The sequence below is a fragment of the Bradyrhizobium sp. AZCC 2176 genome, assembly GCF_036924645.1.
GTDB lineage: Bacteria > Pseudomonadota > Alphaproteobacteria > Rhizobiales > Xanthobacteraceae > Bradyrhizobium.
In genome coordinates, this window is sequence record NZ_JAZHRX010000001.1 from 4,130,113 (window position 1) to 4,145,958 (window position 15,846).

At 62.9% G+C, this 15,846-nt stretch carries 17 protein-coding genes, 1 other RNA gene and 1 pseudogene; 13 read left to right on the forward strand and 6 right to left on the reverse strand.

The genetic code is table 11. The features are described 5' to 3' along the window. Positions 1-114 precede the first annotated feature (114 nt). Positions 115-693, forward strand: coding sequence for a tetratricopeptide repeat protein (locus tag V1288_RS19480; protein ID WP_334358575.1), 579 nt, complete (start codon positions 115-117; stop codon positions 691-693). A 60-nt stretch (positions 694-753) separates the two neighbouring features. Here V1288_RS19480 and V1288_RS19485 read toward each other — a convergent pair whose 3' ends face one another. The 5 genes from V1288_RS19485 to ssrA all read right to left on the reverse strand — a co-directional run bounded on the left by V1288_RS19485 (position 754) and on the right by ssrA (position 3,975). Further along, positions 754-1,011 (reverse strand): ribbon-helix-helix domain-containing protein, encoded by a 258-nt coding sequence (locus V1288_RS19485; protein WP_028350320.1) that lies wholly within the window; start codon positions 1,009-1,011, stop codon positions 754-756. Next, complete coding sequence (locus tag V1288_RS19490) at positions 1,008-1,196, reverse strand: DUF4169 family protein (protein ID WP_334358576.1); 189 nt, start codon at positions 1,194-1,196, stop codon at positions 1,008-1,010. Before V1288_RS19490 ends, V1288_RS19485 begins: the two co-directional genes overlap by 4 nt. A 273-nt stretch (positions 1,197-1,469) precedes the next feature. Continuing rightward, positions 1,470-2,885 carry a class II fumarate hydratase gene (gene fumC, locus V1288_RS19495; RefSeq protein ID WP_334358577.1) on the reverse strand — a complete coding sequence of 472 codons (1,416 nt, stop codon included), beginning with the start codon at positions 2,883-2,885 and terminating at the stop codon, positions 1,470-1,472. Between the two features lie 72 nt (positions 2,886-2,957). Then, positions 2,958-3,473, reverse strand: coding sequence for an SspB family protein (locus V1288_RS19500; protein ID WP_334358578.1), 516 nt, complete (start codon positions 3,471-3,473; stop codon positions 2,958-2,960). Between the two features lie 144 nt (positions 3,474-3,617). Continuing rightward, positions 3,618-3,975, reverse strand: a transfer-messenger RNA (tmRNA) gene (gene ssrA, locus V1288_RS19505). A 45-nt stretch (positions 3,976-4,020) separates the two neighbouring features. Between ssrA and V1288_RS19510 the strand changes: the two genes are divergently transcribed. The 11 genes and pseudogenes from V1288_RS19510 (at position 4,021) to V1288_RS19560 (ending at position 13,705) form a co-directional block, all read left to right on the forward strand. Continuing rightward, a complete protein-coding gene (locus V1288_RS19510; RefSeq protein WP_334358579.1) occupies positions 4,021-4,269 on the forward strand; it encodes a hypothetical protein in 249 nt (82 codons plus the stop codon). Positions 4,270-4,340: 71 nt separating this feature from the next. After that, complete coding sequence (locus V1288_RS19515) at positions 4,341-4,841, forward strand: tripartite tricarboxylate transporter TctB family protein (RefSeq protein WP_334358580.1); 501 nt, start codon at positions 4,341-4,343, stop codon at positions 4,839-4,841. Between the two features lie 7 nt (positions 4,842-4,848). Beyond that, positions 4,849-6,414, forward strand: coding sequence for a tripartite tricarboxylate transporter permease (locus V1288_RS19520; RefSeq protein WP_334358581.1), 1,566 nt, complete (start codon positions 4,849-4,851; stop codon positions 6,412-6,414). Positions 6,415-6,536: 122 nt separating this feature from the next. Beyond that, positions 6,537-7,520 carry a tripartite tricarboxylate transporter substrate binding protein BugD gene (locus V1288_RS19525; RefSeq protein ID WP_334358582.1) on the forward strand — a complete coding sequence of 328 codons (984 nt, stop codon included), beginning with the start codon at positions 6,537-6,539 and terminating at the stop codon, positions 7,518-7,520. 174 nt (positions 7,521-7,694) lie between these two features. Beyond that, positions 7,695-8,489: a thymidylate synthase gene (locus tag V1288_RS19530; RefSeq protein ID WP_334358583.1), complete on the forward strand. Its 795-nt coding sequence runs from the start codon at positions 7,695-7,697 to the stop codon at positions 8,487-8,489. 19 nt (positions 8,490-8,508) lie between these two features. Further along, complete coding sequence (locus V1288_RS19535; RefSeq protein ID WP_334358584.1) at positions 8,509-8,994, forward strand: GNAT family N-acetyltransferase; 486 nt, start codon at positions 8,509-8,511, stop codon at positions 8,992-8,994. Next, a complete protein-coding gene (locus V1288_RS19540; RefSeq protein ID WP_334358585.1) occupies positions 8,994-9,506 on the forward strand; it encodes a dihydrofolate reductase in 513 nt (170 codons plus the stop codon). Before V1288_RS19535 ends, V1288_RS19540 begins: the two co-directional genes overlap by 1 nt. A 172-nt stretch (positions 9,507-9,678) precedes the next feature. Further along, positions 9,679-10,818 (forward strand): FtsH protease activity modulator HflK, encoded by a 1,140-nt coding sequence (gene hflK / locus V1288_RS19545; protein ID WP_334358586.1) that lies wholly within the window; start codon positions 9,679-9,681, stop codon positions 10,816-10,818. Beyond that, a complete protein-coding gene (gene hflC / locus V1288_RS19550) occupies positions 10,815-11,714 on the forward strand; it encodes a protease modulator HflC (protein WP_334358587.1) in 900 nt (299 codons plus the stop codon). Before hflK ends, hflC begins: the two co-directional genes overlap by 4 nt. 106 nt (positions 11,715-11,820) lie before the next feature. After that, positions 11,821-12,021, forward strand: coding sequence for a DUF2065 domain-containing protein (locus V1288_RS19555; RefSeq protein ID WP_028350308.1), 201 nt, complete (start codon positions 11,821-11,823; stop codon positions 12,019-12,021). Between the two features lie 219 nt (positions 12,022-12,240). After that, positions 12,241-13,705 (forward strand): annotated as a pseudogene (locus V1288_RS19560) (Do family serine endopeptidase). A 182-nt stretch (positions 13,706-13,887) separates the two neighbouring features. On the opposite strand, the gene serB reads toward V1288_RS19560, so the two are convergent. Beyond that, positions 13,888-14,793 carry a phosphoserine phosphatase SerB gene (serB, locus tag V1288_RS19565; protein ID WP_334358588.1) on the reverse strand — a complete coding sequence of 302 codons (906 nt, stop codon included), beginning with the start codon at positions 14,791-14,793 and terminating at the stop codon, positions 13,888-13,890. Here serB and miaA point away from each other — a divergent pair. Further along, positions 14,792-15,769 carry a tRNA (adenosine(37)-N6)-dimethylallyltransferase MiaA gene (gene miaA / locus V1288_RS19570; protein WP_334358589.1) on the forward strand — a complete coding sequence of 326 codons (978 nt, stop codon included), beginning with the start codon at positions 14,792-14,794 and terminating at the stop codon, positions 15,767-15,769. The two genes, serB and miaA, sit on opposite strands and share 2 nt — an antisense overlap. Positions 15,770-15,846: the final 77 nt, after the last annotated feature.

The window sequence follows — 15,846 nt, forward strand, 5'->3', positions numbered from 1 at the left end:
CCTGCCGCAAGGCACAACGTTTGCGCCGGTCCCGCGGGAATACTTGTTGCCCGGCGGGGTCTGTAGCTGCGGCTGGACCATGGATTCGCTCACGCAGGAAAGCCGGAGATTCGCATGATGAAATCAGCAATCAAGCTCGCAATGCTGGCACTGTTTTCAGTGGCTTTGATCGCTTCGCCGCCATTCGTTCCGGCCTTTGCAGCGGGCGGCGGCGGTGATCCACCTTCGGCCAACCCGCCGCCGCCGGACACCAGACCCGCTCCCAGGTCGAGCTCCAAATCCAAGAAGAAGCCCACCAAACAGTCGAGCGCCGACGATGCGGCGTTCCGGCAGGGATACCGTGCCGCGCATGCGACGATCTATGAGCGCAACGATTATGCCGCCGCCATCGGGCAGCTAAAGGCGCTCGGCCGCGATGACAACGCCGGCGTCGCCAATCTGATCGGCTATTCCTATCGCAAGCTCGGCGATTACAAGCTGTCGCAAGCCTGGTACGAGCGCGCGCTGAAGGCAGATCCAAACCACGTGCTGACCTGGCAGTATTACGGCCTGTGGCAGATCGAGCAGGGCAATCGCGACCAGGCGTCGTATCATCTGAGCCGCATCGCGGCGATTTGCGGCACGGGCTGCGAGGAGTATCGCTCGTTGGCCGCGGCGCTCGAAAAGCCGCCCGGCACCGGACTGGTTTATTGAGGTTGCGATCTGACAAGGCGGGCGCGCTTTGCGGCGCGTTCGCCTGAACGGGAAGGCGCCTTACGCTTGCGGCCGCGGCGCGTCCGGCGCGGCGGCCGGCATGGCGCGAGTGCGGAAGTAGTCGAGCACGAAGAGACGGATTGCCGAGGACAGATTGCCCTGCTGGCGATTGCTGTCGATCTCGCCGACCAGCTCAGACAGCGTCATGTTCCGCAGGCCCGAGATTTCCTTCATGCCGTTCCAGAAAGCCTCTTCGAGGCTGACACTAGTCTTGTGGCCGGCAACCACGATGGAGCGCTTGACGACGGGAGACTTCATGACGCGTCTCCATCATTGAGCTTGTGCTGGTCCAAAAGATCGCCGGCGCGATCCTTACGACGTTCATCGAGCGCGCGTTCGGCCTTGGTCCGGCCGAACCGCGCACGATTGGCATCGGCCTGCTTTGCCGATTGTTCCTTCTCGCTGCGCTTCTTGAATCGCTTCAGATTGATCACGTCTGCCATGTTCGCCTCCATCATCCGGCGACTCGAAGGCATGATAATTGATGACTTATGCAAAGGTCTTCGGGCAACGCGCCAGCAAACTCGGTGGTCATTCAGAATCCCCGTGTGGTCCTCTGTGATAACATCAAAAAATAAATTTCGCCCTGCGAAAACCGAATAATTCCTGCTCCTACCATGCGTCGACGCAATCGCGATAGATGATCAACCTCATTCTCTAGGCATGATCCATAATTTATATCTCTCACCCCGTAGTTTCCCGGGGGCAGCCGGCGATCAGCCCGGGTGTGTCATTTTGTCCGGCTGCACCAGTCGTTCGAATTCAGCGGCGTTCACAAAACCGAGGCGCACAGCCTCTTCCTTCAATGTTGTTCCGCGCGCGTGCGCCGATTTGGCGACCTTTGCCGCGTTGTCGTATCCAATCCTGGGAGCCAGCGCGGTGACCAGCATCAGCGAGCGCTCCATCAATTCGCGAATTCGCTTTTCGTCGGCGCGTATGCCCACCACGCAATGTTCGGTGAACGAACGCGCCGCGTCGGACAGCAGTTGGATGGAATTCATCATACAATATGCCAATACGGGTTTGTAAACATTCAATTCGAAATGTCCCTGGCTGCCGGCAACGGTGACTGTTGTCTGGTTACCGAACACCTGACAGCAGACCATGGTCATCGCTTCGCACTGGGTCGGGTTGACCTTGCCCGGCATGATCGACGAACCCGGCTCGTTTTCCGGCAGGATCAATTCGCCGAGACCGGAACGCGGGCCCGAGCCCAGCAAGCGAATGTCATTGGCGATCTTGAACAGGCCGGTCGCCACTGAATTGATCGCGCCATGCACCATGACATAGGCGTCGTTGGAAGCCAGCGCCTCGAATTTGTTGGGCGCGCTGCTGAAGGGCAGTTTTGTGATTTTCGCGACGTGCCTGGCGAACAGCTTTGCAAATCTCGGTTTTGAGTTGAGGCCGGTGCCGACGGCAGTTCCGCCCTGCGCCAGCGGAAACAGCTCTTTCACCGCGCTTCGCAGCCGCGCGATCCCGCTTTCGAGCTGCGCGGCGTAGCCTGAAAATTCCTGCCCCAGCGTCAATGGCGTGGCGTCCTGGGTGTGGGTTCGCCCGATCTTGACGATCTTTGCGAATGCCTTTTCCTTCTTGCGCAGTTCGCGATGCAGTTCGCTCAAGGCCGGAATCAGGTCGGCGATGATGCGCCCCGCAGCGGCGATGTGCATCGCCGTCGGAAATGAATCGTTCGACGACTGACTCATGTTGACGTGGTCGTTGGGATGGACCGGTTTCTTGGCGCCGAGTTCGCCACCGAGCATCTGGTTGGCGCGGTTGGCGATCACCTCGTTGAGGTTCATGTTGGTCTGGGTGCCGGAGCCGGTCTGCCAGACGACCAGGGGAAAGTGATCGTCGAGCTTGCCTTCGATCACCTCGCGTGCGGCGCGGATGATGGCGCCGGCGCGCCGCGCATCGAGCAGTCCGAGCTCGCGGTTGGCTTGTGCGGAGGCGAGCTTGACGATGCCGAGCGCATGGATGATCGCGATCGGCATGCGGTCCTGACCGATCTTGAAATTCTGCCGCGAACGCTCGGTCTGCGCGCCCCAATAGCGGTCGGCGGCAACGTCGATCGGACCGAAGCTGTCGGTCTCGCTGCGGGTGGATTTGTTTCCAGAAGTTTCTGATCGAGCCATGCGTCATGTCCGTTGCGCCGTGAAATGGCGGAACGTGTACATTACAGCGTAGCCGATATTCCCGCGCTTGGATTATTTCTTGCGGAAACGATCCAGCCGAACCACTTCCGCACCTTCGCCCGTCTTCGCCGGCTCATCCTTGCTTTCCTCGGCCGGCTCAGGCGCGGTGACGGGCAGGGCAGATTGAGCCGGAACGGCCGGCAGCTTCGCTGCGGATGCCTCTGTCGCGGTTTCCGACGGCTCGAACTGCAGTCCGAACTGCACCGAAGGATCGAGAAAACTCTTGATCGCCGCGAACGGAACCACCAGCCGCTCGGGGATGCCGCCGAACGACAGGCCGACCTCGAAACGATCCTCCGTCACCACCAGATCCCAGAACTGATGCTGCAGGATGATCGTCATCTCTTCCGGGTATTGCGCCAGAAGCCGCGGCGACAGCTTCACGCCATCGGCGGTGGACAGGAACGTGATGAAGAAATGATGCTCGCCGGGCAGGCCGTGTTCGGCGGCGTCGGTCAGCACGCGGCGCAGCACCCCGCGCAGCGCGTCGCGCGCCAGCACGTCATAACGGATATGATCGGTCGCCATGGTCGTCCTGTTACGTTGGATGGCCGCCGGTCGCCCGACTCGCCCCTTGCCTCTATGCTACCCCGATGGGAGCCGCAGGTCAGCAGCCGCGACGGAGCGAATTTGCGGCAGAATGGCACCGTCGGCCGGAAATGAAGAGAATAAAGTGGAGGCTTCTGTTGCCAGGTGCCTCCGAACCCCGCCTAGCGGAGCTTAACCCACTAGGACTTTAGACTTGGTCTTTCAAACTGCGTTACGCAGCCTGAGCAACCGGAGCATAGTTGTCGTTTGCAACTATTGCATAGCCCGATAACGGCGGAACCATACCGGGAAAAAACTCGCCCTTTACGCCCTCGTCGATCCTGGTTCGCCCCCGCCGAAACCCGCCTCGAAGGCGTGGGCTTGGGTGGAGGCGCCGGGTACTGCCCCCGGGTCCGAATGGTTTATTGCGACGGTCATTTATTTCCATAGCCGGCGAACCGGCACCCCCAATATAGGGTGCAAGTTTGGAGAAAAACAGGGGGCGAAGGCGCTGAACGGGTAGGGAACGCGGGCCCGGACTTTCGGTTTGATGTCGCTCAGTTGCGGTTTCGCCACGGAATCGACCATTCCCGAAATGGACGTTTGCGGTGGTGTCCCGGGCTGCATGAATTTTGACCACGCAAACATGCGGGTCATGGTGCGGATCTGCCATCTGTTCGAGGGTGCTGCGGTGCGCCAATCGAAAAAGTTGCGATCTGAGGCTTTGAGACTTCATTTGCCATCCGGCTCGGAAGCGTTTTTGGTTTTGCTGGCGTTGTCTGGTGAAACTCGCTAGGCAGTTTCCGGGACAAGCATCCAGGTTATCCAAGCAACGGGCTCGAAGCCCGCTTTGGGGGAGGAGTATCCATGAACGACACGCCGGGCCATACGCCGGTTGAATCCATCATGCCGAAATGGGTCCGCGGCCCGCAGGATTTTATCGGCGGCCTTGCGCTGATGGGTATCGCGCTGTTCGCCCTTTGGGCGTCCAGCGACCTGCAGGGCATGCGCGGATTTTCGTTCGGCGCCGGCACGGCGCCCCGGATGTTCGGATTTCTGCTGCTGGGCCTGGGCGCTGCCGTCACCGCTGTCGGTGTTTTGACCGAAGGCGCGCACCTCGCGAAATACCACTGGCGGGGTCCTCTGTTTGTGTCGCTGGCGATCCTGTCGTTTGCCTTCACGATCCGTCCGATGGGAATGATCTTCGCGGCCATGACAAGCTTCGTCATCTCGGCATGCGGAACATCGGAGACACGGTGGACGGAAATGCTGATCGTCGGCGCCTGCCTGACGGCGTTCTGCGCCCTTTTGTTTCCTTATGCGCTCGGCCTGCCTTTGCAGCTCCTGCCGACGTTCATGATCCGGTGAGGGCGTGATGGGTGATATTTTCTCAAACCTTGGCCTCGGCTTCGGCGTCGTTTTCAACCTCGTGCAGTGGACGCCGGCCTTTCTTGGCGGGACCTCCATTCCAATCCCCGTCAACATTCTGCTGTGCCTGATCGGCGCGCTGGTCGGCACGCTGGTGGGCGTGCTGCCGGGCATCGGCACTATCGCCACCGTGGCCATGCTGCTTCCGATCACGTTCGGCCTGCCGCCGGTGGGCGCGCTGATCATGCTGGCCGGCATCTATTACGGTGCGCAGTATGGCGGCTCGACCACGTCGATCCTGGTCAATATTCCCGGTGAGGCCGGGTCTGTGGTCACCGCGCTCGATGGCTTCCAGATGGCCAAGCAAGGCCGCGCCGGTCCGGCGCTGGCGATCGCTGCGATCGGATCGTTCTTCGCCGGCTGCGTCGCGACCGTTCTGATCGCCGTGCTGGGTGCGCCGCTCACCAAGCTCGCGCTGGCATTCGGACCCGCCGAATATTTCTCGCTGATGGTGCTCGGCCTGATCTTCGCGGTCGTGCTCGCAAAGGGCTCGGTGCTGAAGGCAATCGCGATGATCGTGTTGGGATTGCTGCTGTCGATGGTGGGATCCGACATCGAAACCGGCGCATCGCGCATGGCCTTCAACATTCCCGAACTGGCTGACGGTCTCGGTTTCGCCACGGTGGCGATGGGGCTATTCGGTTTTGCGGAGATCATCCGCAATCTCGATACCGGCGGCGAAAGCGATCGCCAATTGGTTCAGCAAAAGGTCTCGGGCCTGATGCCGACGATGAAGGATCTGAAGGATTCGGCTCCCGCGATCGGGCGCGGCACCGTGCTTGGATCGATCCTCGGCATTCTGCCGGGCGGCGGCGCCGTCATCGCATCGTTCGCGGCCTACACGCTCGAAAAGAAGATTTCGAAAACGCCGCAGAAGTTCGGCCGCGGCGCGATCCAGGGCGTTGCGGCGCCCGAAAGCGCCAACAATGCCGCTGCCCAGACCTCGTTCATCCCGCTCCTGACGCTCGGCATTCCGCCGAACGCGGTGATGGCGCTGATGGTCGGCGCGATGACCATTCACGGCATCGTGCCCGGTCCTCAGGTGATGCAGAAGCAGCCGGAGCTCGTCTGGGGCATGATTGCCTCGATGTGGGTCGGCAACCTAATGCTGCTCGTCATCAACCTGCCGCTGGTCGGCATCTGGGTGCGGCTGCTGCGGGTGCCGTATCGCCTGATGTTCCCGTCCATCGTGATCTTCTGTTCCATCGGCATCTATTCGGTGAACAACGCCCCGGTTGACGTCATTCTTGCCGGTGCGTTCGGGCTAGTCGGCTACTGGCTGATCAAGCACGATTTCGAGCCCGCGCCGTTGCTGCTCGGCATGGTGCTCGGGCCGTTGATGGAAGAGAACCTGCGGCGGGCGCTTCTGATCTCGCGCGGCGACTGGTCAGTGTTCCTGACGCGCCCGTTATCGGCGGTGCTGATGGCGATTGCCGCTGCCCTGCTGGTGCTGGCCGTTCTGCCAACGCTGCGCAAGAAGCGCGACGAGGTGTTCGTCGAGTCGGAGAATTGACCTGGAACTAACCTGCGGCGGTGCGCCGCAGGCCGAGGTCTGTTCGACCCCGGGTGAAATGCTAAAGAGCAAATGCCGGCTTGGGAGAGCCGGCATTTGTTTAAGGGCTGAAGGATTTCAACATGAACTGGTATGGACGCTCGCTTGCGAGCGGTTGCCTCGCGGCGCTTGCCGGACTTGCGTTGATGACGACGCAGGCGCTGGCGCAGGCCTATCCGACGCGCAGCATCACCATGATCGTGCCGTTCGCGGCAGGCGGTCCGACCGATGTCATCGCGCGCATCGTCACCGGCCATATGGCGCAGACCCTCGGTCAGACCATCATCATCGAGAACGTGGTCGGTGCCGGCGGCACCACCGCCACCGCCCGCGCGTCGCGCGCCGCCAATGACGGCTATACGCTGATCACCGGGCATATGGGCACGCATGCGGCCTCGGTGCCGCTTTACCCCAAGCTGGCCTATCATCCGGAGAAGGATTTCGAGCCGGTCGGACTGCTCGCCGGCACGCCGATCCTGATCCTGGCGCGCAAGGATCTGGCGCCAAAGGACCTCAACGAATTCATCGCCTACGTCAAAGCGAATGAAACCAAGGTCAACGCGGCGCATGCCGGGGTCGGCTCGGTCTCGAATGTATCGTGCGAGCTGCTGAACTCGGTCCTCGGCGTCAAGCCGATCGGCGTTCCCTTCAACGGCACGGGACCTGCGATGAACGCGCTGGTGGCCGGACAGGTCGATTACATGTGCGACCAGATCGTCAACGCCGTGCCGCAGATCAACGGCGGCACCATCAAGGCCTATGCCGTGGCGACGCCCGAGCGCAATCCGTCCTTGCCCAATGTTCCCACCACGACCGAGGCTGGCCTGCCGGCCTTCCAGGCCCAGGCATGGAACGCGATCTTCGCGCCCAAGGGAACGCCACCGGACGTCGTCGCCAAGCTGAACGCCGCGGTGGTCAAGGCGCTCGATGATGAGGGCGTGCGCAAGCGCCTGCTCGATCTCGGCAGTGTCATCCCGGCTGCCGCGGATCGCACCCCGGCCGCGTTGGGAACCCTGGTGAAGAACGAAATCGTGAAGTGGACACCGGTGCTCAAGCCGGTGAATTGATCCACATAATCAGGCGGATAGGCGAGGGGCGGGACGCAGGTTCCGCCCCTTGTCGTTTGCGCAGGGGATGGTCATTTTTCCGGGTATAATCGGTGTGCGAAGCCGAATCGGCGTGTCGATCGGATGTCCCGGCCGCTAAATTCGCCGTTCTGATAAAGGCCTGAAGCACCAGCCATGAACCAGTACCACGACCTGCTCGAACGGATCCTCTCTGACGGCGCGGAGAAGTGCGACCGCACCGGCACCGGCACGCTGTCGATCTTCGGTCACCAGATGCGGTTCAACCTGTCGGCCGGGTTTCCGATGCTGACCACCAAGCGGTTGCCGCTCAAGGCGATCGTGCACGAGTTGTTGTGGTTTCTCGCCGGCGACACCAACATCAAATATCTCAAGGACAATGGCGTTTCGATCTGGGATGAATGGGCCGACGCCAACGGCGATCTGGGCCCGGTCTACGGATCGCAATGGCGCTCCTGGCCGGCGCCGGATGGGCGCAGCATCGACCAGATTTCCAACGTTATCGACATGATCAGGCGCAACCCGGATTCGCGGCGGCTGATCGTCAGCGCCTGGAATCCGGCCGACGTCGACAAGATGGCGCTGCCGCCCTGTCACTGCCTGTTTCAGTTCTATGTCGCGAACGGCAAGCTGTCCTGTCAGCTCTATCAGCGTTCCGCCGACGTGTTCCTCGGCGTGCCCTTCAACATCGCTTCCTATTCGTTATTGACCATGATGGTCGCGCAGGTGACGGGATTGAAGCCTGGCGATTTCGTGCACTCGCTCGGCGACGCGCATCTGTATTCCAACCACCTCGAACAGGCGCGGCTGCAACTGACACGGCCGACGCGTCAATTGCCGGTCATGAAGATCAATCCGGACGTGAAGGATATCTTCGCGTTCCGTTACGAGGATTTTGCGCTCGAAGGTTACGATCCGCACCCGCACATCAAGGCCGAAGTGGCCGTATGAGCAGCGGTGTGAGCATCTGATGTCCCTTACGATCCGCCGCGCGCGGCCGGGCGAAGCTGGACTTGTCCTGTCCTTCGTGCGCGAGCTCGCCGAATACGAAAAGCTGCTGCACGAAATGGAGGCGACGGAGGCCGATATCGACGCAGCTCTGTTCGGCGCCAATCCACGATTGTTCTGCGAGATTGCCGAATGGGACGGAAGCCCTGCCGGCTTCGCGGTTTGGTTCGTCAACTTCTCGACCTTCAGCGGCCGCTCCGGGATCTATCTGGAAGATCTGTTCGTTCGACCTGCGTTGCGCGGCAAGGGCATCGGCAAGGCGCTCCTGGTGCATCTCGCCAGGGAATGCGTGGCAAACGGCTGGTCGCGTTTGCAATGGTCGGTGCTCGACTGGAACACGCCGTCGATCGAGTTCTACAAATCGCTCGGCGCGGAACTGATGGACGAGTGGACGATTTGCCGGGTCGGCGGTCCGGCGCTGACGACGCTTGCGCAAGGGACGCAATAATGGAAATCGTTCTCATCGTTGCGGTCGCGGAGAACGCCGTCATCGGGGCAGGTGGCGCCATTCCGTGGCGGCTGAAATCCGACATGGCGCGCTTCAAGGCGCTGACCATTGGAAAGCCCGTGGTGATGGGGCGCAGAACCTTCGCCTCGATCGGCCGGCCGCTTCCCGGACGGACCAACATCGTCGTCACCCGCGACCTGAGCTTTCGCGCCGATGGCGTGGTGGTCACCCATTCTTTCACCGATGCGAAGGCGATCGCCACCGGTGATGCGCTGCGGCGTTTCGCCACTGAGATCGCCGTGATCGGCGGCGCGGAAATCTATGCCCAATGGATGGAGGGCGCCGATCGCCTCGAGATTACCGAGGTGCACGCCCGGCCCGACGGCGACACGCGTTTCCCACCCGTCGATCCAACCGCCTGGGAAGAGGTGGCGCGCGTGCGGAATCCGGCCGGTCCCCGCGACAGCGCCGACTTCTCCTATGTGACATTTCGTCGGCGCAGGCAGCGTTAACCTCGCTAACCAATGTTCGCATTGACAATTGTGGCGTCAGGCATAGCTGCTTCGAGCAGTAAGCTTGCGTTGTAAGGGACCTAGCGGTCCCCTATAAAGCCGGGCGGATATGCGAGGCTTAAGGCATCCTGCCCAACAGGCGGACCCGGGTCCCCCGCAGAGGAGAGTTTATATGCCGTGGAAGAATCAAGGCGGAGGCCCATGGGGCCAGGGCCCCAAGGGACCATGGGGCGGCGGTCCGCAATCGGTCGGGCCAAGGCCACCTGACCTGGAGGACCTTCTGCGACGCGGCCAGGACAAGCTGCAGCAGCTTCTGCCGGGCGGCCATTTCAGCGGCATGGGCATCGCGCTGGTGCTGGTCGGCGCGCTGGCGATCTGGGGATTGTCCGGATTCTTCCGCGTGCAGTCGGAAGAGCTCGGCGCCGTGCTGCGCTTCGGCAAGCACGTGCGCACGGTGGATCCCGGCCTGAACTATCATCTGCCCTATCCGATCGAAACCGTGCAGCTCGCGAAGGCGCTGCGCGTGTCCACGATCTCGGTCGGCATGACGCTGATCGACGATCCGGCGCGGCGCGGCCGCACCATGCGCGACGTGCCGGAAGAAAGCCTGATGCTGACCGGCGACGAAAACATAGTCGACGTCGACTTCACGGTGCTGTGGCGGATCAAGCCGAACGGCGTCGGCGATTTCCTCTTCAACATCCAGAATCCCGAAGGCACGGTGAAGGCGGTGGCCGAAAGCGCGATGCGCGAGGTAATCGGGCGTTCGCAGATCCAGCCAATTCTTACCGGCGCCCGCAACCTGACCGAGCAGGCCGTGCATGAGCTGATGCAGAAGACGCTGGATAATTACGGCTCAGGCGTCCAGATCACGCAGGTGCAGATGCAGAAGGTCGATCCGCCGGCGCAGGTGATCGACGCGTTCCGCGACGTGCAGGCCGCGCGCGCCGACTTCGAACGGCTGCAGAACGAGGCGCAGACCTATGCCAACCGCGTCGTGCCCGACGCGCGTGGTCGCGCCGCGCAGATCCTGCAGGTCGCCGAAGGTTACAAGGAACAGGCGGTCGCCGAGGCCAAGGGCCAGAGCTCGCGCTTCCAGAAGGTCTACGATGAATACAAGAAGGCGCCCGACGTGACGCGGCAGCGAATTTACCTGGAGACGATGGAGCGGATTCTCGGCGGGTCCGAAAAGCTGGTCTATGACGGCGGCAACTCGGCACAGAGCATCGTGCCGTATCTGCCGCTCAGTGAGTTGACGCCGCGGCGCCCGCCGCCGACGGCAGGTCAGCAGCAGAGCGGAGGCGCGCGATGAGGTCTCCGGTTGCAGGTATTGTCACCCTGGTCCTGCTATTCATCGTGGTGATCGTGGGCTACAGCTCGATCTTCACGGTGCAGCAGACCGAACAGGCGCTCGTGGTCCGGCTTGGCCGGCCGGTCGACGTCATCTCCGTGCCGGGCCTGAACTTCAAGGCGCCGTTCATCGACACCGTCATCAGCATCGACAAGCGCATCCTCGATCTGGAAAACCCGTCGCAGGAAGTTATCGCTTCCGACCAGAAGCGGCTCGTCGTCGATGCCTTCGCGCGCTACCGGATCAAGAACCCGCTGCGCTTTTATCAGAGCATCGGTTCGATCCAGGCGGCCAACATCCAGCTCACCACGCTGTTGAACGCGGCGCTGCGCCGCGTGCTGGGCGAAGTCGCCTTCATCAATGTGGTGCGCGACGAACGCGAGAGCCTGATGACGCGCATCCGCGACCATCTCGACCGGGAGGCCGATCAGTACGGTATTCAGGTGGTCGACGTGCGTATCCGCCGCGCCGATCTGCCGGAGGCCAACAGCCAGGCGGTCTATCAGCGCATGCAGACCGAACGACAGCGCGAAGCGGCGGAGTTCCGCGCCCAGGGCGGCCAGAAGTCGCAGGAGATCCGCTCCAAGGCCGATCGCGAGGCGACCGTCATCGTTGCGGAGGCCAATTCGACCGCCGAGCAGACGCGCGGCGTGGGCGACGCCGAACGCAACCGCCTGTTCGCCGAGGCCTATGGCAGGGATCCGGAGTTCTTCGCCTTCTACCGTTCGATGTCGGCTTATGAAACCGGGCTCCGCTCCAACGACACCCGCTTCCTGCTGCGGCCCGACTCCGAGTTCTTCCGCTTCTTTGCCAATCCGTCCGGCCATCCGCCGGCGGCTGCGACACCGAAGCCGTAGAAGCCTTAAACGCCCGGCCGGGATTACACGCGTTACGGCGAAGCGGGGACCCTCTTCGCCGGCATAAAAGCAAAAGAGCGCTCAAATAGCGGGGGGTTGCCATCCGATGAGGTCCATAGCGTTTGCCGACTTCCTCATCGGTGTGGGCATCCTGTTTGTGCTCGAAGGTCTGATGTTCGCCGCCAGCCCGGCCTGGATGCGCCGGGCGATGAAGAGCGCGCTGGCAACGCCGGACAATATCCTGCGGATCGTCGGCATCGTCTCGGCGGTTGTGGGTCTGCTCCTGATCTGGTTCGTGCGGCGGTAGGCTTTCACCTTCGAATGCGCCCCGGAATAACCGCAATAAGCGGGTGCAAGTAGCTGTGGCGTCAACGCAATCGTGAGCCGCCCGGGGCCGGTTTTTCGCCCGAATATCAGGTGCAGATGCTTGCGCCTCGGACCCGTTCGGGCGCACTGTGGACCAAATTTCTCTCTTTGGAGACAAGCCGACATGACCGGACCCGCCTTGAGCCGCCGCCTGTGCCTGATGGGGATTGCGATCTCGCTCAGCGCCGCCAGCTTGCTGGCCCCGGTGCCGGCCGGCGCGCGCGGGCCGGACGGCATCGCCGACATCGCCGAGAAGGTGATTGATTCTGTCGTCAATATCTCGACCTCGCAAAGCGTGGAGGCCAAGGGCGGGCGGCAAGGAGGCGATGCCGCAATTGCCGCCGGGCTCGCCGTTCGAGGAATTCTTCGACGACTTCTTCAAGAACCGCCGTGGCGGTGCGCCCAAGGGCGGCGAGCGGGGCGAGATGCAGCCGCCGCGCAAGACCAACTCGCTCGGTTCCGGTTTCATCATCGATGCATCAGGCGTCGTCGTCACCAACAACCACGTCATCGCGGATGCCGACGAGATCAACGTGATCATGAACGACGGCACCAAGATCAAGGCCGAGCTGGTCGGCGTCGACAAGAAGACCGACATTGCGGTTCTGAAGTTCAAGCCGGTGAAGCCGCTGGTCGCCGTCAAGTTCGGCGATTCGGACAAGCTGCGGCTCGGCGAATGGGTGATCGCGATCGGCAACCCGTTCAGCCTCGGCGGCTCGGTTACGGCCGGCATCGTGTCGGCGCGCAACCGCGACATCAGCCAGGGACCGTACGACAACTACATCCAGACCGATGCCTCCATCAACCGCGGCAATTCCGGCGGACCGCTGTTCAACCTCGAAGGCGAGGTGGTCGGCGTCAACACGCTGATCATCTCGCCGACCGGTGGTTCGATCGGCCTCGGCTTTGCGGTGCCGTCGAAGACAGTGGCCGGCGTGGTCGATCAGCTCCGGCAGTTCGGCGAACTGCGCCGCGGCTGGCTCGGCGTGCGGATCCAGCAGGTCACCGACGAGATCGGCGAAAGCCTCAACATCAAGCCTGCCCGCGGCGCGCTGGTGGCCGGCGTCGACGACAAGGGGCCGGCCAAGCCCGCCGGCATCGAGCCCGGCGACGTCGTCGTCAAGTTCGACGGCAAGGACGTCAAGGATCCGAAGGATCTCTCGCGCGTCGTCGCCGATACCGCGGTCGGCAAGGAAGTCGACGTGGTCATCATCCGCAAGGGCAAAGAGGAAAGCCGCAAGGTCACGCTCGGCCGCCTCGAGGATACCGAAAAGGTGCAGCAGGCCGCCGTCAAGAGCAAGGAAGACCCCGTCGAAAAGCCGGTGACGCAAAAGGCGCTCGGCCTCGATCTCGCCGCGCTGAGCAAGGACCTGCGCACCAAGTACAAGATCAAGGACAGCGTCAAGGGCGTGATCGTCACCGGTGTCGATGGCAACTCCGACGCCGCTGAAAAGCGGCTCTCCGCCGGCGACGTCATCGTCGAGGTGGCGCAGGAAGCCGTCGCCAACGCGGCCGACATCAAGAAGCGCGTCGATCAGCTCAAGAAGGACGGCAAGAAGTCGGTGCTGCTGCTGGTGTCGAACGGCGAGGGCGAATTGCGCTTCGTCGCGCTGGGCGTGCAGTAGGACGTCAAGATCGACGTGGCTGTGCTGGCTGCTCCAGATGACGATGTCGTCCCTGCGAAAGCATGCGAAAGCAGGGACCCATACGCCGCGGCGGCAATTGTTTTGGAAGACGTCAGCCATCTGCTTTTGCCGATAGGACAACGCGGTATGGGTCGCTGCGTTCGCAGGGACGACGCAGAATATTATCCCTCCACAAACTCCTCGCGCCGATAGCCCTGCGCGTACAACAGCGCGGTGAGGTCGCCGTAGTCGATCCGCGCGGCGGCGGCAGCCGCAACCGCCGGCTTGGCGTGATAGGCGACGCCGAGGCCGGCCGCCTGGACCATGCCGAGATCGTTGGCGCCGTCGCCGGCCACCAGCGTGTCGATTTCGTCGAGGTCGAAGGATTCGCGAAGCTCGATCAGCGTGGCCAGCTTGGCGGCGCGGCCGAGGATCGGCTCGGCCACTTCGCCGGTGAACTTGCCGTCGCGAACCTTCAGCTCGTTGGCGCGGTTCTCCTGGAAGCCGATTTTCGCGGCGACCGCGTTGGTGAACAGCGTGAAGCCGCCCGAGATCAGGCAGGTATAAGCGCCGTTGGCGCGCATGGTCATGACCAGCTCCCGGCCTCCCGGCGTCGGGGTGATGCGCTTTGCCAGCACCTCGTCGACCACGCCGGCCGGCAGATCCTTCAAGAGCGCAACGCGCTCGCGCAGCGCCGGCTCGAATTCGATCTCGCCGCGCATTGCCCGCTCCGTGATGGCTGCGACATGTGCCTTCAGCCCGGCGAAATCGGCCAGCTCGTCGATGCATTCCTGACCGATCATGGTAGAATCCATGTCCGCCAGAAAAAGCTTCTTGCGCCTGGCCGCGACTGGCTGCACGACAATGTCGATCGGCAAGTCGCCGCGCGCCTGTTGCAGGCGGGTTTCGATCGCCTTGATGTCATCAGGGCTCTTGACCTGTTGGTCGAAGCGAATGTCGACCGCGACCTCGTCGAACAGCCATTGCGCCGTGCCCGGCGAGGGAAGAACGGCCAGCGCGCCGTCGACGATGGTGGTGTCGAGCGCCGGATTGGCCGGGTTGCAGATGAGGGTGGCGACAAGGGACATGCAGGCGTATCAGCTAGATTTGAGCAAGGCCGTGCTTATCGCAGGGCCGACCGCCAGCGGCAAGTCGGCCCTGGCGCTCGAACTGGCGCAAAAGGCCGGCGGAATCGTCATCAATACCGACTCCATGCAGGTCTATCGCGATCTCCGCATCATCACGGCGCGGCCGTCGGCGGAGGAGGAGGCCAGCGCGCCGCACCGGCTTTATGGCCATGTTGACGCCGCGGTGAATTTTTCGGCCGGCGCCTGGGTGGCGGACGCCGCAAAGGTATTGGCGGAGGCGCGGGCGGAACAACGCCTGCCGATCTTCATCGGCGGCTCCGGCCTGTACTTCAAGGCGTTGACGCGCGGCCTTTCCGCGGTGCCGCCGATTCCACCCGAGATACGCGACGCCGTTCGCGCCCGGCTGGACCGCGAGGGCGTCGAGGCGCTGCATGCCGAACTGGCGCGGCGCGATCCGGTGTCCGCCGAACGGCTGAAGCCGCGCGACCGCACCCGCGTTGCCCGCGCGCTGGAGGTCGTCGAAGCCACCGGCCGTACGCTGCCCGACTGGCATCGCGAAGGCCTGCCGCCGCTGCTGCCACCGGGTGAATTCGGTGCACTGTTTCTGGCGCCCGAACGCGAGCAACTCTACGCGCGGATCGATGCGCGGTTCGGCGCGATGCTGGATGCCGGCGCGCTGGAGGAAGTCGCCGCGCTGGCCGCGCGAAAACTCGATCCCCTGCTGCCGGCCATGAAGGCCCATGGCGTGCCGGCGTTGATCCGCTATCTCGCCGGAGAGATCACGCGCGAAGAGGCCGCCGAAATCGGCCGCGCCGACACCCGCCATTACGCCAAACGGCAGTTCACCTGGTTCCGGCATCAATTGCCGGAATTTGAGTGGCTGACGCCGGACGCGGCGAGGCGGTGGGTGGCTGGAACCGAAAATTCCCCCTCGCCGAACCGTCGGAACACGGTTACACTTGCCAAATCGCGCTAAAGGCGTCCTTCCCTTGACTTTCGGGGGCCGGACGGTATAACCCGCGCAACCTTTGGGAAGTCCGAGCCGCCGAATGC